We start from the raw sequence: 26,536 nt of genomic DNA, 5'->3' as shown, positions 1-26,536 counted from the left end.
ACACAGGAGACCGGCCGAAAGAAAACCGGGGTGCCCACCTTTGAAGGTATGCACCCCGGCCACCGTACAACTGGTGTGTTACTTCGAATTCTCCCGCGTGTCCTCGCCCCGGCGGCGCTCGACGGCGGCCTTCACGAGGCCGGCGAACAGCGGGTGCGGACGCGTCGGGCGCGAGCGCAGCTCGGGGTGCGCCTGCGTGGCGACCAGGTAGGGGTGGACGTCACGCGGGTACTCGACGTACTCGACGAGCTTGCCGTCCGGGGAGGTGCCGGAGAACAGGATGCCCGCCTTCTTCTCCAGCTCCGCGCGGTAGGCGTTGTTGACCTCGTACCGGTGACGGTGCCGCTCCTCGACGTACTCCTTGCCGTCGTACACCTCGCGGACGATGGAGCCCTCGGCCAGCTTGGCCGGGTACATGCCGAGGCGCATCGTGCCGCCCATGTCGCCCTCACCGGCGACGATGTCGAGCTGCTCGGCCATGGTGGAGATGACCGGGTGGGCGGTGGCCGGGTCGAACTCGGTGGAGTTGGCGTCCGAGATGTCGGCGAGGTTGCGGGCCGCCTCGATCACGATGCACTGCAGGCCGAGGCAGAGACCGAGCAGCGGGATCTTGTTCTCACGGGCGTAGCGGATCGCGCCGACCTTGCCGAGCACACCGCGGTCGCCGAAGCCGCCCGGGATGCAGATGCCGTCGACGTCGGCCAGCTGGGCCTTGGCGCCTGCCGGGGTCTTGCAGTCGTCGGAGGTGACCCACTTGATCTTCACCCGGGCCTTGTTGGCGAAGCCTCCCGCCCGCAGGGCCTCGGTGACCGAGAGATAGGCGTCGGGCAGGTCGATGTACTTGCCCACCAGGGCGAGGGTGATCTCGTGGTCGGGGTTGTGGACGCGGTCCAGCAGGTCGTCCCAGGTCGTCCAGTCCACGTCGCGGAACGGCAGGTCCAGCTTGCGGACGACATAGGCGTCCAGGCCCTCGCCGTGCACGGTCTTCGGGATGTCGTAGATCGAGCGGGCGTCGGGGCAGGCGACCACCGCTGCCTCGTCGACGTCGCACATCAGCGAGATCTTGCGCTTGATGGCGGTGGGGACCTCGCGGTCGCAGCGCAGCACGATGGCGTCCGGCTGGATACCGATGTTGCGCAGGGCGGCCACGCTGTGCTGGGTGGGCTTGGTCTTCAGCTCACCGGAGGGGCCGATGTAGGGAAGAAGAGAGATATGGACCACGAAGACGTTGTCCCGGCCGACCTCGTGGCGGACCTGGCGGACGGTCTCCAGGAACGGCAGCGACTCGATGTCGCCGACGGTGCCGCCGACCTCCGTGATCACGACGTCCACCTCGTCCGTCGCCATGCGGCGGATGCGGTGCTTGATCTCGTTGGTGATGTGCGGGATGACCTGCACGGTGTCGCCCAGGTACTCGCCGCGGCGCTCCTTGGCGATCACCGTCGAGTAGACCTGACCGGTGGTGACGTTGGCGGAGCCGTCCAGATCCCGGTCGAGGAAGCGCTCGTAGTGGCCGATGTCCAGGTCGGTCTCGGCGCCGTCGTTGGTGACGAACACCTCACCGTGCTGGAACGGGTTCATGGTGCCAGGGTCGACATTGAGGTAGGGGTCGAGCTTCTGCATCACGACGCGCAGGCCCCGGGCCTTGAGCAGCATGCCGAGGCTGGAGGCCGTCAGACCCTTGCCGAGAGAGGAGGCGACACCCCCGGTGACGAAGATGTGCTTGGTCGTCGTTGTGCTGTTTCGAAAAGCAGCGGGCGGCATGGCCAAGAGGGGGCTCCCGTGGTCGCGGTCTGGGGGTGCGGTGCGGCTCCTGGAGGCTTTCACCAGCGGTTCGTGCCGGAGGTTTCCGGGGGAGCCGTCGCTGCGGTTCGGGGGTTTCGAGCCCACCGGTCCACGGGCTACCAGGGTATCAGCGCCTCAGGGAGATGGCTTCCGGCCACGCTCCGCGCACGCACCGACACGGGGCTGCGCACATGCGTGGTTTCTCACCCGGTGCTCACCCGTTCGGCCCACCCGCGTTGCCCGGAGCGGCACGCAGATCATCTACGTGCGTCGTATCCTGCTCGGACACTCGCTGCCGAGCCCGGCCGGCCGAACACGGCACCACCCCCGTCCGTATCCACCGGAACAACGAGAGCTCGTCAGTTCGTTGAGCAGGAATTGGCGTTTTGCCAACACGGCTGAGCGACTGCTTTCCTTCACAGCTCAACGACGCATGACAAAGACCCCTTGACCGCACTAGCGACAACCCCTTTTTGTTGGGGTGACGTGGCCGTTCGACTGGAGTTGCACGTGGCCGGGCGCATCGAAGACTACGCACTCATCGGAGACATGCAGACCGCTGCCCTGGTCTGCCGTGACGGGACAGTGGACTGGCTGTGCCTGCCCCGCTTCGACTCGCACGCGATCTTCGCCGGTCTGCTGGGCACCGAGGAACACGGCTTCTGGCGGCTCGGCCCCGCCTACGCCTCCGACCAGCAGCCCCCCACCGCCGCCCGGCGCTCCTACCGGGGCGACTCGCTGATCCTGGAGTCCGAGTGGGACACCCCGCGCGGCACGGTCCGGGTGACCGACTTCATGCCCCCGCGTGACGGCGCCCCGCAGCTGATCCGCATCGTCGAGGGCGTCTCGGGCCGTGTCCCCATGCGCTCCACCCTGCGCATGCGCTTCTCCTACGGCCGGGTCGTGCCGTGGGTCCACAAGCACGAGGGGCGCACGGTCGCCGTCGCGGGCCCGGACTCCGTGTGGTTCGACACCGACTGCGAGACCTACGGCAAGTCCCTGACGACGTACGCCGACTTCACGGTCGCTCCCGGCGACCGCATCGCCTTCACCATCTCCTGGCAGGCCTCGCACAAGGAGCCGCCGCCGCTGCCGGAGCCCGAGCAGTCGCTGGAGGCGACGGAGGAGTTCTGGCGCGAGTGGGTCGAGCACTGTACGTACCACGGGCCCTACCGCGAGGCCGTGATCCGCTCCCTGATCACGCTGAAGGCGCTGACGTACGCGCCCACCGGTGGGATCGTGGCGGCCCCCACGACCTCCCTCCCCGAGGACATCGGGGGCGTGCGCAACTGGGACTACCGCTACACCTGGCTGCGGGACGCGGCGATCACCCTGTCCTCGCTGCTGCGCACCGGCTACCGCGAGGAGGCCCGCGCGTGGCGCGAGTGGCTGCTGCGGGCGGTCGCGGGCGACCCCGAGAACCTGCAGATCATGTACGGCATCGCGGGCGAGCGCGAGCTGGGCGAGGCGGAGCTGGACTGGCTGCCCGGCTACGAGAACTCCGCGCCGGTGCGGGTCGGCAACGGCGCCGCGCACCAGCTCCAGCTGGACGTGTACGGCGAGGTCACCGAGGCCCTGCACCTGGGCCACATGACCGGCCTCGCCCGCAACGACTACGCCTCCCTGCTCCAGCTGAAGCTGATCCGCTACCTGGAGGACCACTGGGACGAGCCGGACGAGGGCATCTGGGAGGTGCGCGGCCCGCGCCGCCACTTCGTGCACTCCAAGGTCATGGCCTGGGTGGCGGTGGACCGCACGATCAAGCTCATCGAGTCCGGCGACGCGGACGGCCCGCTGGAGAAGTGGCGCGAGCTGCGCGACGACATCCACCGGGACGTGTGCGAGAAGGGCTACGACAAGGAACGCAACACCTTCACGCAGTCCTACGGCTCGAAGGAGCTGGACGCGTCCCTGCTGCTCATCCCGCAGATGGGCTTCCTGCCCCCGGACGACAAGCGCGTGATCGGCACCATCGAGGCGATCCAGCGGGAGCTGTCCACGCCGGACGGCTTCATCCTGCGCTACCCGACGCAGGGGGACCACGAGGGCGTCGACGGCCTCCCCGGTGACGAGGGCGCCTTCCTGGCCTGCTCGTTCTGGATGGCGGACGACCTCGCGATGATCGGCCGCGTCGACGAGGCCCGCAAGCTCTTCGAGAAGCTGCTGTCCCTGCGCAACGACCTGGGCCTCCTCGCCGAGGAGTGGGACCCGCGCCTGCAACGCCAGGTCGGCAACTTCCCGCAGGCCTTCAGCCACGTGCCGCTGATCGACACGGCCCTGCGGCTGACGGCGTCGGGGGCCTACGGCGGCTGAGGCCGGCCGTCCCAGAAGCCGCGGTCTCCCGGTACCGCTCGGCGCGGACCGCCGGGTCGCGCCCCGGACAGGACGGTCGGGTCGCGCGCGCCCAGGGCCTGTTGCGAAAGTGGCGTCGTCGCCCGAAGGGCGGCCGCGCGCCCGCCGCGGAGCGGCTGATGTCGCCGTCGGTGCGTGCTCTCGGCGTGCCGCCCGGAAGCCCTCGTACTGGGCGTACTCGGGCTTTCGGGCGGTGCGGCGAGAGTACGTGCCGGGCGTCGCGCGGCAGGCGCCACTTTCGCAACAGGCCCTAGGCTGGAAGCCATCAGCCCCTGCACGAAGGGGGGCCGGCCCCATGGCTTCCCGGTCGAAGGCGGGCGCGGCCCTTGCCGCGCTGCGTGAGGATCTCTCCGGCGATGTGTTCGCCCCGGCGGATCCGGGCTACGACGAGGCCCGGGCGGTCCACAACGGCATGATCGACCGGCGTCCGGCCGTGATCGCGCAGTGCGTGGACGAGGCCGACGTCGTGCGCTCCGTGCGCTTCGCCCGGGACCTCGATCTGCACATCGCGGTGCGCGGCGGCGGGCACAGCGTGGCGGGGATGGCGCTCAACGACAACGGTCTGGTGGTCGATCTGCGCCATATGCGCGCGGTCACGGTCGATCCCGCCGCCGAGGCGGTACGGGTCGCGGGCGGCGCCACGATGAGCGACCTGGACCGGGCCACCCAGCCCTACGGTCTCGCCACCACCGGTGGGCGGGCGTCGACCACCGGCGTGGGCGGTTTCGTCCTGGGCGGCGGCACCGGCTGGCTGGACCGCTGCTGCGGTCTCGCCGTCGACAATCTGCTCGGTGTGGAACTGGTCACCGCCGACGGCGACCGGATCCACGCGAACGCCGACGAGAACCCGGACCTGTTCTGGGCCCTGCACGGCGGGGGCGGCAACTTCGGCATCGCCACCGCGCTCACCCTGAAGCTGCACGAGCTGCCCGAGTTCTCGATCGCGTTGGTGCTGTACCTCCCGGAGTCGGCCCCCGAGGCCGTCCGGACCTACCGTGAACTGATCAGGGTCGGCCCGGTGGAGGCGGCGGGCGGTGTCATCTATCTCACCGGCCCGCCGGAGGAGTTCGTGCCTCCGCACCTGGTGGGCACACTGCTGTGCGCGGTGCTGCTGACGTACGCCGGGTCCGAGGACGACCTGCGCAAACTGGCCGAGCCGCTGCTGGCGCTGCCGCACGAGGCGGAGGTCGTCGGGGCGCTGCCGTACGCCGAGGTCCAGCGCATGTTCGACGATCCGCCCGGCCTGCGGAACTACTGGTCGGCGGAGTACCTGGCGGACGCGCCCGACGACTTCGTGGACGCCTTCTGCGCCCGCGCGGACTCGGTGCTCGTGCCGTCCAACACCCAGCACGTGCTGTTCCCGCAGGGCGGTGCGATCGCCGACGGGCCGCACGAGTTCCCGGTGCCGTACCGGGACGCGCCGTGGACGGTGCACCCCTTCGCCGTGTGGGAGGACCCGGCCGACGACGAGCGGTGCGTCCAGTGGGTGAAGGACGTCCGCGCGGACGTCCGCCCGTGGAGCACCGGCGTGGTCTACCTCAACTTCATCGGCGACGAGGGCGCGGAGCGGGTGGTGGCGGGCCTGGGCGCGGAGAACACCCTCCGTCTGGCGGAGCTGAAGCGGCGATACGACCCGGACAACGTCTTCCGCTTCAACCACAACATCAAGCCGGCCTGACCACCGCGGCGTCCGCGCCCCGCCACGACGAGAGCGAAACTCACCGCGCGCCGCCCTCGGGCCGCGGAGAACCCGCGGAGAAACCCCGTCACGACCGAGCCGGCGTCACCCCGGCCTGAGCGCCGTCAGCGTCCGCTCCCCCGCCGGATCGCCCGCCGTCGCCGGAACGAGGGCGATCTCGTCGAGGCCCGCCTCGGCGTAGGCGTAGACACGGGCGCGTACGGTGCCGGCGTCGCCCACCAGGCCGACCGTGGCCGCCGCCTCGGCGGGCAGGGCGCGGACCAGGGTGGCGCGGTCGGCGCCGGAGGCGGCCAGTTCGACGGCCTCGCCGAAACCGGCCTCGGTGAAGACCTCGGCGTACCCCGGGACGGTCAGGTAGCCCGCGATGCTGCCCAGCATCTGCGCGAGCGACTCGGGGTCCGGGTCGACGGCGGCCGGCAGCCAGGCGGCGAGCGTGGGCGGTGTACGGCCCGCCTTCTCGGCTGCGGTGAGCAGTTTGGCGCGCAGGTCGCGCACCTGCTCCGGGGATACGAGGTCGAGCAGCATGCGGTCGGCGTGCGCGGCGGCCGCGGCGATCGCACGGTCCCCGAACGCGGCGACGGTGAGCGGTCCGCCGGGCGGTGGCAGGCGGCGCGGGAAGGTGCTCCCGGGCACGATCGGCTCGCCCGGTGCCCCGTGCACCAGGTCGCGTACGGCCGCCGCCGTCTCCGTCAGGACGGTGGCGGGCCGGGTCCGCGGCCTGCCGTGCACGCCCTCGACGACCCGCTTGCTGGAGGTGCCCCGCGCCACCCCGACCGCCCGTCCGGTGACGGCCGCGACCGACGCGGCGCCCCGGGCGATGGTGAGCGGGTCGCGCACGGACACCGGGACGGGCCCGGCCGTCAGCGCGGCCCGCTCGGTGACCCGCGCCAGCGCGGCCGCGAGGACGAACGCGTCCCAGGTCGGCCCTTCCCCCGCCCACACCTCCCGGTAGCCGAGCCGGTCGGCGAGCGCCGCGACCCGCAGCGGCTCGTCGACCGGGCTGTCGTCCTCACGTGCCACAGCGACCACACTCATCTCCATGGCCCGCCGCTACCCGACCGCCGGCGCCCTAACCCAGCGCGAGTCCTCGACAGCAGGGGCAAGATCGTCGCCGTGACCGCGCGGATGTCGCGGGAACGTCTGCGCAGGTAGCGTCCGCTGCATGGACAGCCGTACGGACCATCGATTCGACAGCCAGGCCGCCGGCATCACCGTGCAGCGCGCGCTGGAGCTGCCCGGCCTGCGCAGCGGGCTGCCCGAGGTCCTCGCGGGCGCGGACCGGCTGGGCCGCACCGTGCGCTGGGTGCACGCGGGCGAGGTCCCGAACATCGCCTCCCTGCTGAAGGGCGGCGAGCTGCTGCTGACCACGGGCTACGGCCTCGGCGCCCGGCCGGCCGAACAGCGGGCGTTCGTCCGCACCCTGGCCGAGCGGGGCATCGCGGCCCTGGTGATCGAACTGGGCACGCGTTTCACGCGCCTGCCCTCGGCCCTGGTGGAGACGGCACGGGCGACCGGGCTCCCCCTGGTCCAGCTGCACCGCGAGGTGCCGTTCGTGACGGTGACGGAGGAGGTCCACACCGAGATCGTCAACGGGCACTACGCGCTGCTCCAGCGGGCGGAGGAGGTGCACCGCCGCTGCACGGAGGCCCTGCTGGGCGGGGGCGGGATCCCGCAGGTGCTGGGGATCCTGGCGGACTTCAGCGGCAACCCGGTGTTCCTGGAGACGACCGACGGGCAGCTGCTGTACGCCGCCGGGGCCGGTCCGGAGGGGGCGGATCCGCTCCAGGTGTGGGAGGGGCTGCGGGGCCCGCACAAGGACGCTCCGCCGCCCGCCGGTTCGGTGCTCGTGGACGTGCCCGGCGGTGGGCCGGGGGCGGGTGCCGTGCGCGCCCGGCTCGTGCTGCTGCCGGTGCGCGCCCCCCTCGCTCCGGTGCACCGGATCGCCGCTGAGCGGGCGGCCGGGATCCTGGCGGTGGTGCTGATGCAGGCGCGCCAGGAGGAGGAGCTGGCGGCGCGCGGCCGGGGCGACTTCCTGACCGACCTCGCCGAGGGGCGGATCGCGGCGGAGGACGCCCCGGCGCAGGCGCGTGTCCTCGGCTTCAAGCCCGGCAACAGTCCGCTGCTGCCGGTCGTCATGCGCCTCGGTGACGCGCTGTCCCCCGGGGGAGGATGGGCGGTGCTGGCCCGCGCGGTCGCGGAGGAGCTGGCGTCGCTGGGCGTGCCGGTCCTGCTGGGCGTACGGCCCGTGGAGGGCCGCGTTCCGCTGCTGCTGGGCCTGCGCTCGGAGTCGGACCGGTCGGCGGTGGCGGATCGGGTGGCGACGGCGCTGCGGGCCGGGGTGGAGCGGGCCGGGATGCAGCGGCCGGGCGCCCAGCCGCCGGTCGTGGTCGTCGGCGTCGCGGGCGGCTGGGCGGCTGCCTCGGCTGGTCTCCGGCACGCGGCGGAGACGGCGACCGCCGCCCAGGGGCTGTCGGACCGGCCGTGGTACGACGCCCGCCGGCTGGACATCGACCTGCTGCTGTGGCGACTGCGCGACCACCCTGACCTGTCGGCTTTCGTGGACCGTGCGATCGGCCCGGTCCGTGACCACGACCTGCGTTCCAAGCCGCCGCTGCTGCCCACCCTGGAGACCTATCTGGCCCACGCGGGCCGCAAGGCGGAGACGGCCCGCGAGCTGCACCTCAACCGCCAGACGCTGTACAACCGCCTCGCCCGCATCGGTGAGTTGCTGGGCACCGACCTCGACGACCCGCAGACCGTCCTGGCGTTGAGTCTGGCCCTGCGGGCGCGGCGGCTGGTGTCGTGAGCGGCACCACGCGGGGCGGCATGCTCGCGCCGCTGTGCCGGAAACGGCCGCGTCGCTCAGATCATCGGCAGGGGTTGCGTCAACTCGTCGTAGACGCTGAGGACCTGGGCGACGGTCTCGTCCTCGCTGGGCCAGGTGCCGGCCTGACGGGTGCCCAACTCCCGGAGGAGATCGCACCGTTCGGGGTCGTCCAGGAGCCGGACGACGGCCTCGGAGAGGGCCCCCGCGTCTTCGTGCGGCACGAGTTCGGCCGCGTCGCCGACGAGTTCGCGGATACCGCCGGCCAGGGCGGCGACAAGCGGCACGCGCGCGTGGAGGGCCTCCTGCGCCAGGACCGACCGTGACTCCTCGCCGCCGGGCAGCAGGGCGAGGTCGGCGGCGGCCAGCAGGTCACCGACGTCGTCCCGGCGCCCGATGAGCCGGACGGGCAGCCCCTCGTCCTCGATGCGGCGCTGCAGCTCCGCCCGCAAGGGTCCCTCGCCCGCGATCATCAGCAGGGGCGCGGGGTCCCGTCGGCGCCACGCGCGCGAGGCGTCCAGCAGGACGTCGTAGCCGCGGTGACGCTCCAGGGAGCCGACGGCCAGCAGCAACGGGCGGCCGATGGCGCCGAGTTCGGCCAGCATCTTGGGGCGCGGCCGGTCGGGGTCCTCCGTGGCCGGCCGGGGCCCGGGAAGCGCCACGGCGGCGAGCCGGGCGTCGCGCGCGCCCGTCCGGCGCGCCCGGTCCACGAGATCGGAGGTCGTGCCGAGCACCACGGCGGCCGCCTTCGCGACCCGCCGTTCCAGCAGGCGCAGCAGATGGGCGCGCGCGCCCTCGGCGTACGCCCGGTTGTGCCAGGTGACGACGAGCGGCGTGCGGCGCCCGCTCAGCGCCAGCACGGCGCGGAAGGAGGCGTGCAGCCCGTGCGCGTGGACGAGGTCGGCGTCCGTGCAGGCCGCCCGCAGCGCCGCCACGGAGGCGGGGTCGCTGCTGCGCGGGACGGGGACGTGTTCGGCGCCGGCGCCCCTGAAGTCGTAGGCGTGGTCGGCCTCGACGGGGGCGCACACCGTCACCCGCACGCCCCGCGCGACGAGCCCCGCGGCCAGGGAGCGCACATGCGCGCTGCTGCCGGCGTTGCCGCCGCCCAGCACCTGCACGGTGCGCAGCGGCGACTGGCCGTGCGGTGAGTGGCTGCTCACGTGGCCGGGGCTCCTGGTTCGGCGTCGGACGGTCACGAAGAAACGTACAGAAGGGGCCGGCGGAGGGGTGACCGCTCCCATTCCTCCACGTACTACGCCAAGGATGCCAGCACGTACGGGTGTTCCGTGCCGCCGAGCGCCCGGAGGCCCGGCAACACGGCCCCGCACATCACCCACACGAGTGAAGGAGGTCGGGGTTCCGTTCGATTGCCGTCACATCGGCGCGTTGAGCTGCGGTCGCCCCGCCGCACGTGCCACCTCGCTCACCCGCTCCCCGCAGACAGCCGCACCCACCAGGGCGACGGCGTGCGCGAGCAGCCCTCCGCGCGTGTTGCCCGCGACGACCGCCGCACCGAGCAAGGCGCCCAGCGCGTGCGCCCCGGCGTCCCCCAGCATCGCGCGCTCCCCGAGGTCGTCGGGCAGAACGGCCGCGGCCGCCCCCGCCGACACGGCGGACAGATCGCCGGCCGCCCCCGCCCGCAGCAGCCCCGGCGCGCTCAGCGCGAGCACGGCCCCGGCCGCCCTGCCGGGGCGTACGTCCACGAGGTTGACGAAGTGCGCGGCCCCGGCGATCACCACACCCGCCAGCACCTTGTCGAGGGGCCGTTCCTTCAGCAGCGCCCCGGCCACCAGCCCGGCCGCCGAGATCCCGAACAGCTTGACCGTCCCGCTGGTGACCTCGCCCTCGCGCAGCGCCCCCAGGTGCGCCCGGAACCCGCGCCGCGCGTCACCGGCGCCGACGACGTCGTCGTACGCCCCACAGGCCCCGGCGGCCAGCACGGCCCCCGCGACGGCCGGCCGCACCCGGGCCGCTCCCACCGCGCCCGCGACCACCGCGGCGGGCCCGGCGTACAACTCCACGGTCCGCCCGGCGAAGTTCGCCCGCTCCCACCGCTCCCGCCCACCCGGCGCCACCTTGCGCAGTACGGCCACTCCCACCCACGTGAGCCCGGCCGCGACGGCGAACGCGGTGCTCCTGCCCTTCCCTGCGATCATGCGAGCACCCTAAGCGGAAGGGCGCGCGGGACCGGCCATGTGGCCTTGTGGGAAGGCCGAGGCAGAACCGACCACGGGCCCCTGAGAAAGCGAGGGACGGCCCGACCACACGGATCCGGCGTGCCGCTGTGCGGCGCTCCGGCCGCCCGTGCGCGCCCCCGAGCCATCCCGCACGCCGACACCGGCCCGGACGCCAGGACGCAATCCCCACAGCCACCTCGGGCGGGACCCACCTCCCAGGAGGTCTCGTCCCGCCCCGCGCCCGGCAGTGGCGCGCTACGCGTCCGCGCGGGCCGTGGCCAGCAGTTCCTCCGCGTGCGCCCGGGCCGTCTCCGAGTCCTCCTGGCCGGCGAGCATCCGGGACAGCTCCCGGATGCGCTCCTCGCCTTCGAGGACCTTCACGCCGGACCGGGTCACCGACCCGTCGTTCGTCTTCTCGACGAGCAGCTGCCGGTCGGCGAAGGCGGCGACCTGCGGAAGATGTGTGACCACGACGACCTGCGCGGTCTTCGCGAGCCGCGCCAGCCGCCGCCCGATCTCGACCGCGGCCTTGCCGCCCACACCCGCGTCGACCTCGTCGAAGAGATACGTCGGCACGGGATCCGTCCCTGCGAACACGACCTCGACGGCCAGCATCACGCGCGAGAGCTCACCGCCGGACGCGCCCTTGGCGATGGGCCGGGGCGGCGCGCCCGGGTGCGGGGCGAGCAGCAGCTCGACCTCGTCGACACCGGACGGCCCGTAGGCGACCGTGCGTCCGCCGACCTCCACGCCCTCCGGATCCTCGGTCTGCCGGATCTCGAACGACACGCGCGCGTGCGGCATCGCCAGCGAGGCCAGCTCGGCGGTCACGGCGGCGGCGAACCGCTCGGCGGCCTCCGTGCGCGCGTCGGTCAGCGCCTGCGCCAGCCCGCCCAGTTCGCTCCGCAGCGCGTCCCGCTCGGCGGTCAGCTCGTCGATCCGCTCGTCGTCGCCGTCCAGTTCCGTCAGCCGCGCGGCACCCCGCTCGGCCCACGCGAGCACCGCGTCGACGTTTTCGCCGTACTTCCGCGTCAGCGCGGTGAGCGCGGCCCGCCGCTCCTCGACGGCCGCCAGCCGCAGCGGATCGGCGTCGAGGTCGTCGGCGTACCCCGCGAGCTCCCCCGCCACGTCACCGAGCAGGATCCCGATCTCGCCGATCCGGTCGGCGAGCGCGGCCAGCGCCGGATCGTGCGACCGGACGGCCTCCAGGGCCCGCTGAGCGCCCGCGACGAGCGTGGCCGCGTCGATGCCCTCGGGGTCCTCGGGATTGCCCGCCAGAGCGGCGTGAGCGGCCGTGGCGGCCGAGGACAGCGCCTCCGCGTGCCCGAGCCGCTCCGCCTCCTCCGCGAGCTCCCCGTCCTCCCCGGCGCGCGGTTCCACGCCCGCGATCTCTTCGAGGCCGTAGCGCAGCATGTCGGCCTCCTGGGCCCGCTCACGCGCGCGCGTGGTGATCTCGTCGAGCTCGGCGGACACGGCCCGCAGCCGCCGGTACGCCTCCGTGTACTTGGCGAGCGGCACGGTGACGGCGTCTCCGGCGTACCGGTCGAGCGCCTGCCGCTGCCGGGACAGCTTCAGCAGCCCCTGCTGGTCGGTCTGCCCGTGCACGGCCACCAGCTCGTCGGCGAGGTCGGCCAGCACGCCCACCGGCACACTCCGCCCCCCGACATGCGCCCGCGACCGCCCCTCGGCGGAAACGGTACGGCTGATCAGCAGCGCCCCGTCGTCGAGCTCGGCCCCGGCCTCCTCGGCCCGTACGACCACCGAGGCGTCGGCGGGCACGGCGATCCGCCCCTCCACGACCGCCCGGCCGGCGCCGATCCGCACGAGGGCGGGATCGGCGCGGCCGCCCAGCAGCAGCCCGAGGCTGGTGACCACCATGGTCTTGCCCGCACCCGTCTCACCCGTGACGGCGGTGAATCCGGGCGACAGCTCGACGACCGCGTCGTCGATGACTCCGAGCGACCGTATCCGCATCTCCTCCAACACGGACATGACCATACGAGGTCCGGCCACCCGAGTGCGAGGCACCCTGTCACCCGGGCGAGTGGACGTGCCTCCCCCGCACCCCCGCGACCGGCTCGGCCTCTCGGTCAACACACCTAGTGCCGGGCCCCGCGCCACCCGGCGACGGGCAGGGCGAACTTGGCCACCAGCCGATCGGTGAACGACGCGTGGTGCAGGCGAGCCAGCCGCACGGGCACAGCCCCGCGCCGCACCTCGACCCGGGCTCCCGGGGGCAGTTCGAAGGTCCGCCGACCGTCGCACCACAGGACGCCCGGCGGAATGTGCGGCAGCAACTCGACGGCGAGGACCGAGTTCGGCGAGGTGACCAGCGGCTTGGCGAACAGGGCGTGCGCGCTGATCGGCACCATCAGCAACGCCTCGACCTCGGGCCACACCACGGGCCCGCCCGCCGAGAACGCGTAAGCCGTCGACCCGGTGGGCGTGGACAGCACGATCCCGTCACACCCGAACCCCGTCACCGGCCGCCCGTCGATCTCCAGCACGACTTCCAGCAGCTTCTCGGCGCCGGCCTTCTGCACCGCCGCCTCGTTCAGCGCCCAGTCCGTGTGCACGATGTCCCCGTTGCGATGCACGACGACATCGACGGTCATCCGCTCCTCGACCTCGTACGCCTTCGTCACCACCCGGTCGACGACCTTGTCGAGGTCGTCGCGCTCGGCCTCGGCCAGGAACCCGACGCTCCCGAGGTTCACGCCGAGCATCGGCACCCCGGACGCCCGCGCGAACTCCGCGCCGCGCAGCAGGGTGCCGTCGCCGCCGAGGACGATGAGCAGCTCACAGCCCTCCAGGCACTGCGGGGTGGCCTCGGCGACCAGCTCCACCTCGTCCGGCAGGGGCAGGTCGCGCGCCTCGTACTCCAGGACGCGCACTCCGATGCCCTCGCGCAGCAGCCCCTTCACCACCAGCTCCGCGCTGCGGATCGCGGCGGGCCGCCCCGTGTGGGCCAGCAGGAAAACAGTACGAGCTCGGTTCTGTGTCAACGCGGCCCCTCCGCCACTGCACGGTCAACATCGGCCGGGTCCAGAGCGGACGCCCCGGCCCGGAGCCACAGAAAGTACTCGACGTTCCCGGAGGGCCCGGGCAGCGGACTGGCGGTGACACCCTTCACCCCGAGTCCGAGATCCCACGCCTTCTCGGCCACGCCCCGCACGGCCTCGGCCCGCAGCTGCGGGCTGCGTACGACGCCCCCGCTGCCCAGCCGTTCCTTCCCCACCTCGAACTGCGGCTTGACCATCATCACCAGGTCGGCGTCCGGCTTGGTGCACCGTGCCAGGGCCGGCAGCACCAGCCCGAGCGGAATGAAGGACAAGTCCCCCACGACAAGATCCACTGGCTCCCCATCGATCGCTTCGAGCGTCAACTCGCGTACGTTCGTACGGTCCTTGACGGTGACGCGTTCATCACTTCGGAGAGACCAGGCGAGTTGCCCGTATCCGACGTCGACGGCGACGACATGCGCGGCCCCCGCGCGCAGCAGTACGTCGGTGAAACCCCCGGTGGACGCGCCGGCGTCCAGCGCCCGCCGCCCCGCGACGACGAGCCCCCGCGGCACGAACACCTCGAGCGCGCCGGCGAGCTTGTGCCCGCCCCGCGACACGTAGTCGGGATCGCTGTCGTCGGCCGCGACGACGATGGCCGCCGCGGTCTCCACCTGCGTGGCCGGCTTGGTCGCGACGGTCTTGCCGACGGTGACCCGCCCCGCGGCGATCAGCTGGCCGGCGTGCTCACGCGACCGCGCGAGCTTGCGGCGCACCAGCTCCGCGTCCAGACGACGACGTGCGACTCCTGCCACGTTCGGTTCAGCTCCTGCTTCCGTACGGCGAATCAAAGGGGGCGACCCGAAGGGTCTCATTGAGGGGTGGTGGTCGGGTGACGGGTGGGCGCCGGAGGTCCCGGGCGGGCGTCGAGCGCGGTGAGCGCGTCGCGCAGCCCCCGATGTACATCCTCGTACACCTCGAGGTGGCCGTCGGCGGCGAGGTGGTCGGCGTCGGCCAGCCGCTCCAGGTGGGCGTCCACCTCGGCGTTGCCGGTGGGTGTGCGGGGCACCCGCAGCGGCGCGGGGGCGGCGGGGTCGTCGTCGGGCCCGCCGGGGGCCTCCGCCTCCGGCAACGCCGCCTCTTGGGCCTCTTCCACCTCGGGCACGGAGTCGCTCATGCCCAGACGCTACCGCGAACCGCTGGGGTACCGTCGAGCGCGATGGCCACGATCGAGGAGTGCCGCGCCGCACTGGAGAAGCTCTCGGAGAACATGCGGGACGCCGAGGGCGACGTCCGCGCTGCCGCGGCCATGGAACGCTCGGTGAGCTGCCGCATCACCGACCTGGACGTCACCTTCGTCGGCCGCCTCACCGGTGGCGGCATAGAGGTCGACGAGACCCTCCGAGGTCTGCCGCACGAGAAGGCGCAGATACGGCTGACGATGACCGGCGACGACCTGGTGGCGATGGTCGACGGCGAGCTGAACTTCGCGAAGGCCTGGGGCTCGGGCCGGGTGCGGCTGGAGGCGGGCCTGCGCGACCTGTTCCGGCTGCGGAAGCTGCTCTGAGCGCCGGAGAGCCCCCGGAGGCCGGTCGGTCTCAGGAGACTTCCGTGGCAGCCACCTTCTCGACGTCCTTCCCGGCATCGGCCTTCGCACCCGTACGCGCCTTGCGCGCCGCCGGCACCACCAGCGGCGTCCCCGTCTCCGGGTCGTCGACGACCTGGCAGCGCAGCCCGAAGACCTCCTCCACCAGCCCGGCCGTGACGACGTCGTTCGGCGCGCCCTGCGCGATGACCTCGCCGCCCTTCAGCGCGATGAGATGGGTGGCGTACCGGGCGGCGTGATTGAGGTCGTGCAGCACGGCGACGAGCGTGCGGCCCTGCTCCTCGTGCAGCTCGGCACAGAGGTCGAGGACATCGATCTGGTGCTGGATGTCGAGGTACGTCGTCGGCTCGTCGAGCAGCAGCAGCGGGGTCTGCTGGGCGAGGGCCATCGCGATCCACACGCGCTGACGCTGACCGCCGGACAGCTCGTCGACGTACCGGTCGGCGAGTTCGGCGACGCCGGTCTGTGCCATGGACTCCTGGACGACCCGCTCGTCCTCGGTCGACCACTGGCGCAGGATGCCCTGGTGCGGGTAGCGGCCGCGGCCCACCAGGTCGGCGACGGTGATGCCGTCGGGCGCGATGGAGGACTGCGGCAGCAGGCCCAGCGTCCGCGCGACCTTCTTCGCGGGCATCGACTGGATGACCTGCCCGTCGAGGAGCACCCGGCCCTCGCTCGGCTTCAGCATCCGCGACAGCGCCCGCAGGAGCGTCGACTTGCCGCAGGCGTTGGGGCCGACGATCACGGTGAAGGAGTTGTCGGGGATCTCCACCGACAGCTGTTCGGCGATGACCCGCTGGTCGTAGGCGAGGGTGACGTTCTCGGCGGACAGGCGGTTCACGATGCTCCTTTGATTGTTCAGCCCGTGGCTCACACGGGTGGTGACGCTCATGTCCGGCCCCGCTCGGCACCCGGCTCGCCGGGCTTCATATCCGGCCCGCCCTGCGCTCGGTGACGAGCAGCCACAGCAGGTAGACACCGCCGAGCACGCCGGTGACCACGCCCACGGGCAGCTGACCCTCGCCGAAGAGCCGCTGCGAGGCCCAGTCGGCGGTGACCAGGAGGGCGGCACCCATGCACAGGGAGGGCACGAGGTTCGGCCCGGGCGAGCGGGTCAGGCGACGGGCGAGTTGCGGCGCGGTGAGCGCCACGAAGGCGACGGGGCCGGCGGCGGCGGTGGCAGCCGCGGTGAGCAGCACGGCGCAGACCATCAGCAGCAGCCGTACGCGCTCCACTCGTACCCCGAGGGCGTGGGAGACGTCGTCGCCCATCTCCATCATCCGCAGCCCGCGCGCGTTGGCGAGGACCAGCGGGACGAGCAGACAGCACAGCCACAGCAGCGGCCAGACCTGCTTCCAGTCGCGGCCGTCGAGCGAGCCGGTCATCCACACCACCGCGCGGGCCGCGTCGACGAGGTCGGCCTTGGTCAGGAGATAGCCGTTGACCGCGGTCGCGATGGCCGACATGCCGATACCGACCAGCACGAGCCGGTAACCGTGCACGCCCCGCTTCCAGGCGAGCAGATAGATGGCGGCGCCGGTCACCAGCCCGCCCACGAGCGCCCCGACTGCGACCTGGTTGGCGGTGCCGGACATCAGCACGATCACCACGAGCGCGCCGGCCGTCGCCCCCTGCCCGAGCCCCAGCACGTCCGGGCTGCCCAGCGGGTTGCGGGAGACGGCCTGGAACACCGCGCCCCCGAGCCCCAGCGCGGCACCGACCAGCAGCCCGACGAGGACGCGCGGCAGCCGCAGGTCCTTGACGATGAACTCCTGGGCGACGGTGCCGTCGCCCGCCAGCGTCTTCAGCACGTCCCCGGCCGGGATCGGGAAGTCGCCGGTGCCGATCAGCACCACACTCGCGGCGAGCGCGGCGACGACCAGCAGGGCGACGACGACCAGCGCCCGCAGGTCCAGGCGGAGAGAGAGCCCGCCGGGCAGGCGCAGGGCACGCGGGCCGCCGGCCGTACGCGTCCCGTGCCGCACGGCCGGCGCGCTCTGCGTGGTCCTCTGCGGTGCGGTCCTGGATGCGGTCCTCACAGCTGCGCCGTCCTTCGCCGTCGTACGAGAAAGATGAAGACCGGGCCGCCGATGATCGCGGTGATGATGCCGACCTGGACCTCCGACGGCCGGGCGACGACCCGGCCGATCACATCGGAGCCGAGCAGCAGCACCGGCGACAGGATCGCCGCGTACGGCATGATCCAGCGCAGGTCGGGGCCGGTGAACGAGCGGACGACGTGCGGGACCATCAGCCCGACGAACACGATCGGCCCGCAGGCGGCGGTCGCGGCACCGCACAGCACGGTGGCGGCGAGCATGGACAGCGCCCGGGTGCGGTTGAGATGGGCGCCGAGGGCCTTGGCGGTGTCGTCGCCCATGGCCATCGCGTTCAGCGGCCGGGCGAGGAGGAAGGCCAGGAGCGTGCCCGCCACGAGGAAGGGCAGCACCTGCCAGATCGTCTCGTCGGTCGCCGAGGTCAGCGAACCGACCGTCCAGAAGCGCATCTTGGCGAGCGCCGCCTTGTCCAGGATCATCACGGCCTGGACGTAGCCGAAGAGCGCGGCGGCGATCGCGGTACCGGCGAGCGCGAGCCGCACCGGGGTCGCGCCCCGGCTGCCACCGAGGAACCACACCAGCGCGCCGACCACGGCCGCTCCGAAGAACGCGAACCACACATACCCGCTCAGGCTCGTGACGCCGAGGTAGGTGATGGCGGTGACGACAGCGGCCGAGGCGCCCGCGTTGATACCGAGCAGTCCGGGGTCGGCCAGCGGGTTGCGCGTGAGGGCCTGCAGCACGGCTCCGGACAGTCCCAGCGCGGCACCGACGAGCAGCCCGAGCACGGTCCGCGACAGCCGCTCCCCCACGACCACGTCACCGTAGGTCCCCGTGTCCTCGAACAGGCCGTGCCAGACCTGCGCGAGGGACAGTTCCTTGGCCCCGATGGCGATGCTCGCCACCGCCACCAGCAGCAGGACCGCGACGGAGACGAGCAGCCCAACGGAACGGGCCACCCGGCGGGTTGGGGGCGCGGGGGCGGTATCCGCGCGCTGTTCGGGAACACTGTCGACCAACACGCAGTTAGGTTAGCCTACCCTGCCAAGCCGACTCGATCCCTGGTCACGGGCCACCGCCGGGTTCACAGGTTCACGGCCCGCTGCGCCCGTGACGACCGGCGGCCTCACAACCCCAGCCGAGCGAGCGCCTTCCCCCCGTCCAGCCCGCACGAACCCTCACCCGCCGCCGTCCACGCGGCCGCGCACAACGCCCGCAGCCCGTCCAAGGCATCACCGTCCCCGTCGAGCTCCAGCCTCCCCCGCTCTCGGCTTCGCTCGAGCGGGGGGACCCCCATGCCGCCCACCGTCGCCGTCCAGCCCCCGCACCGGAAGCCGCCTCCGTCCGCCGTGACCTCCGGCTGCCCGGTGAGCATGCCGCGCAGATCGGCGTCGACATACGTCGGCCGGTGCCGCGGCGGCGCCGCGAGCAGCTGCGCGCCGTCGGTCACGCCGGTCAGCACCAGCAGCGAGTCGACGTCCCCGTTGAACGCCCCCTCGATGTCGGTGTCCAGCCGGTCGCCGACCACCAACGGCCGCCGGGCGCCGGTGCGCAGGATCGTCTCCCGGTGCATGGGCGGCAACGGCTTGCCCGCGACCTGCGGCTCGGCCCCGGTCGCGATCCGCACGACCTCCACCGCGGCCCCGTTGCCCGGAGCGATCCCGCGCCCACTGGGAATCGTCAGATCGGTGTTGGACGCGAACCACGGCACCCCCCGCGCGACGGCGTAGGACGCCTCGGCGAACCGCCCCCACGGCAGGTCAGGCCCGCCGTACCCCTGCACGACGGCCGCCGGATCGTCGTCCGCCGACTCCACCGGCACGAGCCCCCGCTCGCGCAGCGCGACCCGCAGCCCCTCCCCGCCGATCACCAGCACCCGCGCCCCCGCCGGCACCTGCTCACTGATCAGCCGGGCCACCGCCTGCGCCGAGGTGATGACCTCGTCCGCCCCGGTCGGTATGCCCAGCTCGGTGAGGTGCCCGGCCACGGTGTCGGGCGTCCGCAGCGCGTTGTTGGTGACGTACGCGAGCCGCATCCCGCCGGCGCGGGCCGTGGCCAGCGACTCGACGGCGTGCACGATCGCGCTCCCGCCCGCGTACACCACCCCGTCGAGATCGAGCAGCGCCGTGTCGTACGCCTCGCTCAGGGCCTGCCCACTGCCCTCGGGCCTCGTCCTGACGCCCTGGCTCATTCCGCATCGCTCCTCGTTCGCTCCGCTTTCCCCCGATCATCCCGCATGCCACTGACACACGTACGATGCCGGGATGAACACAGCAGGTCACTCGGAAGCAACGGCGCCCCGAGGCCTGGAACTCACCCCGTTCCGAGGCCTGCGCTACGACCCCGACCGGGTCGGCAGCCTCGCCGCCGTCACCTCCCCGCCGTACGACGTCGTCGTCCGCCCCGACGGCCTGCACCAGCTCCAGGACGCGGACCCGTACAACATCGTCCGCCTCATCCTCCCCCAGGCCACCACCGCCGGCGCCCGCAACGAACAGGCCGCCGCCACCCTCCGCCGCTGGCTCTCCGAAGGCGTCCTCACGGCCGACCCCGAACCGGCCCTGTACGTCTACGAGCAGCGGCACCCCGACGGCATACTCCAGCGCGGCCTCATCGGCACCCTGCGCGTCTCGGAACCCTCGGCGGGCATCGTCCTGCCCCATGAGGACGTCATGCCGCACATCGTCGCCGACCGCGCGGCCCTGATGCGCGCCACCTACGCGAACCTCGAGCCGCTCCTGCTGACCTACCGGGGCGACGGCACCGCCGCCGACGTCGTAGAGCGCACCGCCGAACAACCCCCGCTCCTGTCGACGACCACGGAGGACGGCTTCAGCCACCGCCTCTGGTCGATCACCGACCCCGCCGAGGTGGCCCGCGTCCAGACCGACCTCGCCCACCACCAGGCCCTGATCGCCGACGGCCACCACCGCTGGGCGACGTACCGACGTCTACGCGCGGAGCACCCCTCCCCGAGCCCCTGGGACCACGGCCTGGTCCTCCTCGTCGACACGGCCCGCTATCCACTGCGCGTCCGCGCCATCCACCGCCTTCTGCACGGCCTGCCCGTCTCCGAGGCCCTGGCCGCCGTCGAGAACCTGTTCCGCGTCCGCCGCCTGGACGTGCCGCTGCCGGAGGCGCTCGCCGCCCTGGCGGACGCGGCCTGCGCGTGCAACGCCTTCCTGCTGGCCGGCGACGGCGCCTTTCACCTCCTGGACCGCCCCGACCCGGCCCTCCTCGCCCGCACGGTCCCCACCGACCGCCCTCCGACCTGGCGCACCCTCGACGCGACGGTCCTGCACGCCACGCTCCTCGACCACGTATGGCACATCCCCGAGGACGACCCCACCCGCATCGCCTACATCCACGACACGGCCGCCACGGTCGAGAAGGCGGAACGCGACGGCGGTACGGCGGTCCTGCTGCACCCGGTCCGCGAGGAGGTCGTCCGCGACCTCGCCCGCCAGGGCGTCACGATGCCCCGCAAGTCGACGTCGTTCGGTCCGAAACCGGCCTCCGGCCTGGTCCTGCGCTCCCTGGACTTCTGAACAGGCGCACGGAAAAGGGGCGGGACTCCGACCGCACCGGAATCCCGCCCCTTCACTCACCCCCGTCAGTCCTGACCGTCGGCCTTGTCCTCATCCGGCTCGCTGCCGGCCGCGTCCTCATCCAGCGCGTCGACGAACTCCACACCGTCCATCTCGGCCAGCCGGTCCGACGCGTCGGTGCTGCCGTCCCGGTCGGCCTCGACAGCCTTCGCGAACCACTCCCGCGCCTCGCGCTCCCGCCCGGCGGCCAGCAGCGCGTCCGCATACGCGTACCGCAACCGCGCGGTCCACGGCTGCACGGAGCTGGAGGCCAGCTCGGGGCTCTGCAGCGTCACGATGGCCGCGTCCAGCTGCCCCATGTCACGCCGGGCGCCGGCCGCGACGAGCCGCATCTCGACCTGCCCGGCCTTGTCGAGCTTGTGCACCTCGGGCGCACCGGCCATGTCCAGCGCCTTCTCCGGCCGCCCGAGCCCACGCTCACAGTCGGCCATGACGGGCCACAGGTCCACGGTCCCCGTCATCCGCCGCGCGGCCCGGAACTCGGCAAGCGCCTCGCTGTACTTCTGGTTGGCGTACGCGGCGAACCCGGCCGCCTCCCGCACAGCGGCGACCCTCGACGCCAGCCGCAGGGCGACCCTCGAGTACCCGTAGGCCCCCTCGGGGTCCTCGTCGATGAGCCGCGCGACCATCACCAGGTTCCTCGCGACGTCATCGGCGAGCGTCTTGGGCAGACTCTGCAGCTCCTGCCGTACGTCCTTGTCGATCTCGTCCCCGGTGACGTCCTCGGGGATCGGCAGCCGCTTGATCGGCTCGCGGTCCCGGTCACGGTCCCGCTCGTCACGGAACCGCCCGCCGCGCCTGTCGTCACGTCCGCCACGGTCGTCACGGCCCCGGAAACCACCGGGCCGCCCGCCACGGTCATCACGCCGGGGCCCGCGTCCACCACGGTCGTCCCGCCCGCCGCGGTACCCGGCACGCTCGCCGCTGCGGCTGTCCTCGCGCCGGAAACCGCCGCGGTCCCCACGGTCGTCGCCCCGCCGGTCGTCCCGCCGGCCATCGCGGCGGTCGTCACGGCGGTCGTCCCTACGGAACCCACCCCGGTCACCGCCGCGGTCGTCGCGCCGGAAACCACCGCGCTCACCACGGTCGTCACCCCGCCGGTCGTCGCGCCGCTCGTCACGGCGGTCGTCGCGGCGGAACCCGCCCCGGTCACCGCCGCGGTCGTCGCGCCGGAAACCACCGCGCTCACCACGGTCGTCACCCCGCCGGTCGTCGCGCCGCTCGTCACGGTGGTCACCGCCGCGGTCGTCGCGCCGGAAACCACCGCGCTCACCACGGTCGTCGCGATGGCCGTATCCACCACGGTGGTCGTCCCGACGGTCATCACGACGGTCGTCCCGCCGATCGTCACGGCGGAATCCGCCGCGCTCACCGCGGTCCCCGCGGTCGCGGTCGTCGCGGCGATCATCACGACGACCGTAACCACCACGATGGTCGTCCCGCCGGCCATGACCGCCGCGGTCGTCGTCACGCCGGAAGGCGGGTCGGTCGCCACGGTCGCCCCGGTCGTCCCGACGGAACCCGCGATCGCGGTCGTCCCGCTGGAACGCCGGACGGGAACCCCGATCTCCTTCACGACGGTCGTCGCGACGGCCGTAGCCACCACCACGGTTGTCACCGCGACGGTCGTCCCGACGGAACCCGCCGCGATCACCCCGGTCACCGCGGTCACGGTCTCCGCGGTCACGGTCGTCTCGGCGGTCGTCCCGCCGACCGTAGCCACCACGATGGTCGTCACGACGACCGTAGCCACCACGGTCGTTGTCGCGGCGGAAGCCGCCACGATCGCCGCGATCCCCACTGTCCCGGCGCCGCTGGTCGCGCTCCGGTCGGTCGTCGGGAGAGTTGGTGGACATGGTGACTCCTGTCTTCGGTACCGCAAGTCATTCTCGCGCAGCCGGGTACCCGGTGCGCCCCTGAAAAACGAAAAGGACCCCTGGTCCCAGCTGAACGCTGGTGACCAGGGGTCCTTCCCAAAGATTGTTCGGCGGCGTCCTACTCTCCCACAGGGTCCCCCCTGCAGTACCATCGGCGCTGTAAGGCTTAGCTTCCGGGTTCGGAATGTAACCGGGCGTTTCCCTCACGCTATAACCACCGAAACCCTAATGGTTTCGAGCGAACAAGCACACTCTTCACTTGTTTTCACTCAAAGCCGGCAACGGTCGTTGCCTCAGAACTAACACAGTGGACGCGAGCAACTGAGGACAAGCCCTCGGCCTATTAGTACCGGTCACCTCCACACGTTACCGTGCTTCCAGATCCGGCCTATCAACCCAGTCGTCTACTGGGAGCCTTACCCCATCAAGTGGGTGGGAGTCCTCATCTCGAAGCAGGCTTCCCGCTTAGATGCTTTCAGCGGTTATCCCTCCCGAACGTAGCCAACCAGCCATGCCCTTGGCAGAACAACTGGCACACCAGAGGTTCGTCCGTCCCGGTCCTCTCGTACTAGGGACAGCCCTTCTCAAGACTCCTACGCGCACAGCGGATAGGGACCGAACTGTCTCACGACGTTCTAAACCCAGCTCGCGTACCGCTTTAATGGGCGAACAGCCCAACCCTTGGGACCGACTCCAGCCCCAGGATGCGACGAGCCGACATCGAGGTGCCAAACCATCCCGTCGATATGGACTCTTGGGGAAGATCAGCCTGTTATCCCCGGGGTACCTTTTATCCGTTGAGCGACGGCGCTTCCACAAGCCACCGCCGGATCACTAGTCCCGACTTTCGTCCCTGCTCGACCCGTCGGTCTCACAGTCAAGCTCCCTTGTGCACTTACACTCAACACCTGATTGCCAACCAGGCTGAGGGAACCTTTGGGCGCCTCCGTTACCCTTTAGGAGGCAACCGCCCCAGTTAAACTACCCATCAGACACTGTCCCTGATCCGGATCACGGACCCAGGTTAGACATCCAGCACGACCAGACTGGTATTTCAACGACGACTCCACCCCAACTGGCGTTGGGACTTCACAGTCTCCCAGCTATCCTACACAAGCCGAACCGAACACCAATATCAAACTGTAGTAAAGGTCCCGGGGTCTTTCCGTCCTGCTGCGCGAAACGAGCATCTTTACTCGTAGTGCAATTTCACCGGGCCTATGGTTGAGACAGTCGAGAAGTCGTTACGCCATTCGTGCAGGTCGGAACTTACCCGACAAGGAATTTCGCTACCTTAGGATGGTTATAGTTACCACCGCCGTTTACTGGCGCTTAAGTTCTCAGCTTCGCCGAGACGAATCTCGACTAACCGGTCCCCTTAACGTTCCAGCACCGGGCAGGCGTCAGTCCGTATACATCGCCTTACGGCTTCGCACGGACCTGTGTTTTTAGTAAACAGTCGCTTCTCGCTGGTCTCTGCGGCCACCCCCAGCTCAGGACGTAAAGCCCATCACCAGGTGTGGCCCCCCTTCTCCCGAAGTTACGGGGGCATTTTGCCGAGTTCCTTAACCATAGTTCACCCGAACGCCTCGGTATTCTCTACCTGACCACCTGAGTCGGTTTAGGGTACGGGCCGCCATGAAACTCGCTAGAGGCTTTTCTCGACAGCATAGGATCATCCACTTCACCACAATCGGCTCGGCATCAGGTCTCAGCCTTATGTGCGACGGATTTACCTATCGCACGGCCTACACCCTTACCCCGGGACAACCACCGCCCGGGATGGACTACCTTCCTGCGTCACCCCATCACTCACCTACTGCAAGTCTGGTCCGTCGGCTCCACCACTTCCCTTTGCCCGAAGGCTCCGGGACGGCTTCACGGACTTAGCATCGCCTGGTTCGATGTTTGACGCTTCACAGCGGGTACCGGAATATCAACCGGTTATCCATCGACTACGCCTGTCGGCCTCGCCTTAGGTCCCGACTTACCCTGGGCAGATCAGCTTGACCCAGGAACCCTTAGTCAATCGGCGCACACGTTTCTCACGTGTGAATCGCTACTCATGCCTGCATTCTCACTCGTCAACCGTCCACAACTACCTTCCGGTGCTGCTTCACCCGGCAGACGACGCTCCCCTACCCATCACGATCCCCGTTGGGGGTATATATCGCAATGACACGACTTCGGCGGTACGCTTGAGCCCCGCTACATTGTCGGCGCGGAATCACTAGACCAGTGAGCTATTACGCACTCTTTCAAGGGTGGCTGCTTCTAAGCCAACCTCCTGGTTGTCTGTGCGACTCCACATCCTTTCCCACTTAGCGTACGCTTAGGGGCCTTAGTCGATGCTCTGGGCTGTTTCCCTCTCGACCATGGAGCTTATCCCCCACAGTCTCACTGCCGCGCTCTCACTTACCGGCATTCGGAGTTTGGCTAAGGTCAGTAACCCGGTAGGGCCCATCGCCTATCCAGTGCTCTACCTCCGGCAAGAAACACACGACGCTGCACCTAAATGCATTTCGGGGAGAACCAGCTATCACGGAGTTTGATTGGCCTTTCACCCCTAACCACAGGTCATCCCCCAGGTTTTCAACCCTGGTGGGTTCGGTCCTCCACGAAGTCTTACCTCCGCTTCAACCTGCCCATGGCTAGATCACTCCGCTTCGGGTCTTGAGCGTGCTACTGAAACGCCCTCTTCGGACTCGCTTTCGCTACGGCTACCCCACCCGGGTTAACCTCGCAACACACCGCAAACTCGCAGGCTCATTCTTCAAAAGGCACGCAGTCACGAGAACAAGGCAAGCCTTGTTCCGACGCTCCCACGGCTTGTAGGCACACGGTTTCAGGTACTATTTCACTCCCCTCCCGGGGTACTTTTCACCATTCCCTCACGGTACTATCCGCTATCGGTCACCAGGGAATATTTAGGCTTAGCGGGTGGTCCCGCCAGATTCACACGGGATTTCTCGGGCCCCGTGCTACTTGGGTGTCTCTCAAACGAGCCGCTGACGTTTCGACTACGGGGGTCTTACCCTCTACGCCGGACCTTTCGCATGTCCTTCGCCTACATCAACGGTTTCTGACTCGTCCTGCCGCCGGCAGACGACAGAAGAGAGATCCCACAACCCCGCATGCGCAACCCCTGCCGGGTCTCACACGCATACGGTTTGGCCTCATCCAGTTTCGCTCGCCACTACTCCCGGAATCACGGTTGTTTTCTCTTCCTGCGGGTACTGAGATGTTTCACTTCCCCGCGTTCCCTCCACACTGCCTATGTGTTCAGCAGTGGGTGACAGCCCATGACGACTGCCGGGTTTCCCCATTCGGAAACCCCCGGATCAAAGCCTGGTTGACGACTCCCCGGGGACTATCGCGGCCTCCCACGTCCTTCATCGGTTCCTGGTGCCAAGGCATCCACCGTGCGCCCTTAAAAACTTGGCCACAGATGCTCGCGTCCACTGTGCAGTTCTCAAACAACGACCAGCCACCCATCACCCCCAACCGAAGCTGGAGTTCACTGGGGCCGGCATCCGAAGACAGACCGTT

19 protein-coding genes and 2 rRNA genes are annotated in these 26,536 nt (G+C 70.9%); 5 read left to right on the top strand and 16 right to left on the bottom strand.

Annotated elements, in window-relative coordinates; genetic code table 11:
- Nucleotides 1-78: 78 nt before the first annotated feature.
- The gene (gene pyrG, locus ACPT94_RS25210; protein WP_425246885.1) at nucleotides 79-1,764 is read right to left on the bottom strand and encodes a CTP synthase; all 1,686 of its coding nucleotides are present in this window, start codon (nucleotides 1,762-1,764) and stop codon (nucleotides 79-81) included.
- A 531-nt stretch (nucleotides 1,765-2,295) separates the two neighbouring features.
- On the opposite strand from pyrG, the gene ACPT94_RS25205 reads away from it, so the two are divergent.
- Together ACPT94_RS25205 and ACPT94_RS25200 are read left to right on the top strand one after the other, a co-directional pair.
- The gene (locus ACPT94_RS25205) at nucleotides 2,296-4,098 is read left to right on the top strand and encodes a glycoside hydrolase family 15 protein (protein ID WP_360345453.1); all 1,803 of its coding nucleotides are present in this window, start codon (nucleotides 2,296-2,298) and stop codon (nucleotides 4,096-4,098) included.
- 334 nt (nucleotides 4,099-4,432) lie between these two features.
- Nucleotides 4,433-5,815, top strand: a complete 1,383-nt coding sequence (locus ACPT94_RS25200; RefSeq protein WP_425246884.1) for an FAD-binding oxidoreductase — start codon at nucleotides 4,433-4,435, stop codon at nucleotides 5,813-5,815.
- A gap of 105 nt (nucleotides 5,816-5,920) precedes the next feature.
- Here ACPT94_RS25200 and ACPT94_RS25195 read toward each other — a convergent pair whose 3' ends face one another.
- Nucleotides 5,921-6,877: an LLM class F420-dependent oxidoreductase gene (locus ACPT94_RS25195; protein WP_425246883.1), complete on the bottom strand. Its 957-nt coding sequence runs from the start codon at nucleotides 6,875-6,877 to the stop codon at nucleotides 5,921-5,923.
- A 121-nt stretch (nucleotides 6,878-6,998) separates the two neighbouring features.
- Here ACPT94_RS25195 and ACPT94_RS25190 point away from each other — a divergent pair, with 121 nt between their 5' ends.
- Nucleotides 6,999-8,642 carry a PucR family transcriptional regulator gene (locus tag ACPT94_RS25190; protein ID WP_425246882.1) on the top strand — a complete coding sequence of 548 codons (1,644 nt, stop codon included), beginning with the start codon at nucleotides 6,999-7,001 and terminating at the stop codon, nucleotides 8,640-8,642.
- 56 nt (nucleotides 8,643-8,698) lie between these two features.
- Here ACPT94_RS25190 and ACPT94_RS25185 read toward each other — a convergent pair whose 3' ends face one another.
- The 6 genes from ACPT94_RS25185 to ACPT94_RS25160 all read right to left on the bottom strand — a co-directional run bounded on the left by ACPT94_RS25185 (nucleotide 8,699) and on the right by ACPT94_RS25160 (nucleotide 15,016).
- Nucleotides 8,699-9,820: a glycosyltransferase family 4 protein gene (locus tag ACPT94_RS25185; RefSeq protein ID WP_360345310.1), complete on the bottom strand. Its 1,122-nt coding sequence runs from the start codon at nucleotides 9,818-9,820 to the stop codon at nucleotides 8,699-8,701.
- A gap of 213 nt (nucleotides 9,821-10,033) precedes the next feature.
- Entirely contained in the window at nucleotides 10,034-10,816 is a 783-nt protein-coding gene (locus ACPT94_RS25180) for a hypothetical protein (RefSeq protein WP_360345307.1), read from the bottom strand.
- 276 nt (nucleotides 10,817-11,092) lie between these two features.
- Nucleotides 11,093-12,835, bottom strand: coding sequence for a DNA repair protein RecN (recN, locus tag ACPT94_RS25175; protein ID WP_360345305.1), 1,743 nt, complete (start codon nucleotides 12,833-12,835; stop codon nucleotides 11,093-11,095).
- Nucleotides 12,836-12,936: 101 nt separating this feature from the next.
- Nucleotides 12,937-13,842 carry an NAD kinase gene (locus ACPT94_RS25170; protein ID WP_360345303.1) on the bottom strand — a complete coding sequence of 302 codons (906 nt, stop codon included), beginning with the start codon at nucleotides 13,840-13,842 and terminating at the stop codon, nucleotides 12,937-12,939.
- Nucleotides 13,839-14,654, bottom strand: coding sequence for a TlyA family RNA methyltransferase (locus ACPT94_RS25165; protein ID WP_360345301.1), 816 nt, complete (start codon nucleotides 14,652-14,654; stop codon nucleotides 13,839-13,841). Before ACPT94_RS25165 ends, ACPT94_RS25170 begins: the two co-directional genes overlap by 4 nt.
- A 56-nt stretch (nucleotides 14,655-14,710) precedes the next feature.
- Nucleotides 14,711-15,016 carry a hypothetical protein gene (locus tag ACPT94_RS25160; RefSeq protein ID WP_425246881.1) on the bottom strand — a complete coding sequence of 102 codons (306 nt, stop codon included), beginning with the start codon at nucleotides 15,014-15,016 and terminating at the stop codon, nucleotides 14,711-14,713.
- 42 nt (nucleotides 15,017-15,058) lie between these two features.
- Here ACPT94_RS25160 and ACPT94_RS25155 point away from each other — a divergent pair, with 42 nt between their 5' ends.
- Complete coding sequence (locus ACPT94_RS25155; RefSeq protein ID WP_360345297.1) at nucleotides 15,059-15,406, top strand: SCP2 sterol-binding domain-containing protein; 348 nt, start codon at nucleotides 15,059-15,061, stop codon at nucleotides 15,404-15,406.
- A 31-nt stretch (nucleotides 15,407-15,437) separates the two neighbouring features.
- Here the strand turns inward: ACPT94_RS25155 and ACPT94_RS25150 are convergent, their stop codons facing one another.
- The 4 genes from ACPT94_RS25150 to ACPT94_RS25135 all read right to left on the bottom strand — a co-directional run bounded on the left by ACPT94_RS25150 (nucleotide 15,438) and on the right by ACPT94_RS25135 (nucleotide 19,693).
- Nucleotides 15,438-16,337 (bottom strand): ABC transporter ATP-binding protein, encoded by a 900-nt coding sequence (locus tag ACPT94_RS25150; RefSeq protein WP_360345295.1) that lies wholly within the window; start codon nucleotides 16,335-16,337, stop codon nucleotides 15,438-15,440.
- A gap of 34 nt (nucleotides 16,338-16,371) precedes the next feature.
- Nucleotides 16,372-17,430 (bottom strand): FecCD family ABC transporter permease, encoded by a 1,059-nt coding sequence (locus tag ACPT94_RS25145; RefSeq protein WP_360345451.1) that lies wholly within the window; start codon nucleotides 17,428-17,430, stop codon nucleotides 16,372-16,374.
- Between the two features lie 50 nt (nucleotides 17,431-17,480).
- Nucleotides 17,481-18,524 (bottom strand): FecCD family ABC transporter permease, encoded by a 1,044-nt coding sequence (locus tag ACPT94_RS25140; RefSeq protein WP_425246880.1) that lies wholly within the window; start codon nucleotides 18,522-18,524, stop codon nucleotides 17,481-17,483.
- Nucleotides 18,525-18,628: 104 nt separating this feature from the next.
- Entirely contained in the window at nucleotides 18,629-19,693 is a 1,065-nt protein-coding gene (locus ACPT94_RS25135) for an HAD hydrolase-like protein (RefSeq protein ID WP_360345291.1), read from the bottom strand.
- Nucleotides 19,694-19,766: 73 nt separating this feature from the next.
- On the opposite strand from ACPT94_RS25135, the gene ACPT94_RS25130 reads away from it, so the two are divergent.
- A complete protein-coding gene (locus ACPT94_RS25130) occupies nucleotides 19,767-21,050 on the top strand; it encodes a DUF1015 domain-containing protein (RefSeq protein ID WP_425246879.1) in 1,284 nt (427 codons plus the stop codon).
- 65 nt (nucleotides 21,051-21,115) lie between these two features.
- On the opposite strand, the gene ACPT94_RS25125 is transcribed toward ACPT94_RS25130, so the two are convergent.
- The 4 genes from ACPT94_RS25125 to ACPT94_RS25110 form a co-directional block, all read right to left on the bottom strand.
- The gene (locus ACPT94_RS25125) at nucleotides 21,116-21,847 is read right to left on the bottom strand and encodes a tetratricopeptide repeat protein (protein ID WP_360345449.1); all 732 of its coding nucleotides are present in this window, start codon (nucleotides 21,845-21,847) and stop codon (nucleotides 21,116-21,118) included.
- Nucleotides 21,739-22,848: a hypothetical protein gene (locus tag ACPT94_RS25120; protein ID WP_425246922.1), complete on the bottom strand. Its 1,110-nt coding sequence runs from the start codon at nucleotides 22,846-22,848 to the stop codon at nucleotides 21,739-21,741. Before ACPT94_RS25120 ends, ACPT94_RS25125 begins: the two co-directional genes overlap by 109 nt.
- Nucleotides 22,849-23,092: 244 nt before the next feature.
- Nucleotides 23,093-23,209, bottom strand: a 5S ribosomal RNA gene (rrf, locus tag ACPT94_RS25115).
- Nucleotides 23,210-23,310: 101 nt separating this feature from the next.
- A 23S ribosomal RNA gene (locus tag ACPT94_RS25110) occupies nucleotides 23,311-26,431 on the bottom strand.
- Between the last annotated feature and the right edge of the window lie 105 nt (nucleotides 26,432-26,536).

Source organism: Streptomyces aurantiaciflavus (assembly GCF_049808595.1).
Classification (GTDB): domain Bacteria; phylum Actinomycetota; class Actinomycetes; order Streptomycetales; family Streptomycetaceae; genus Streptomyces.
Note: the sequence above shows the minus strand (reverse complement) of the source record. Positions and strands in the feature narration are given on the sequence as shown.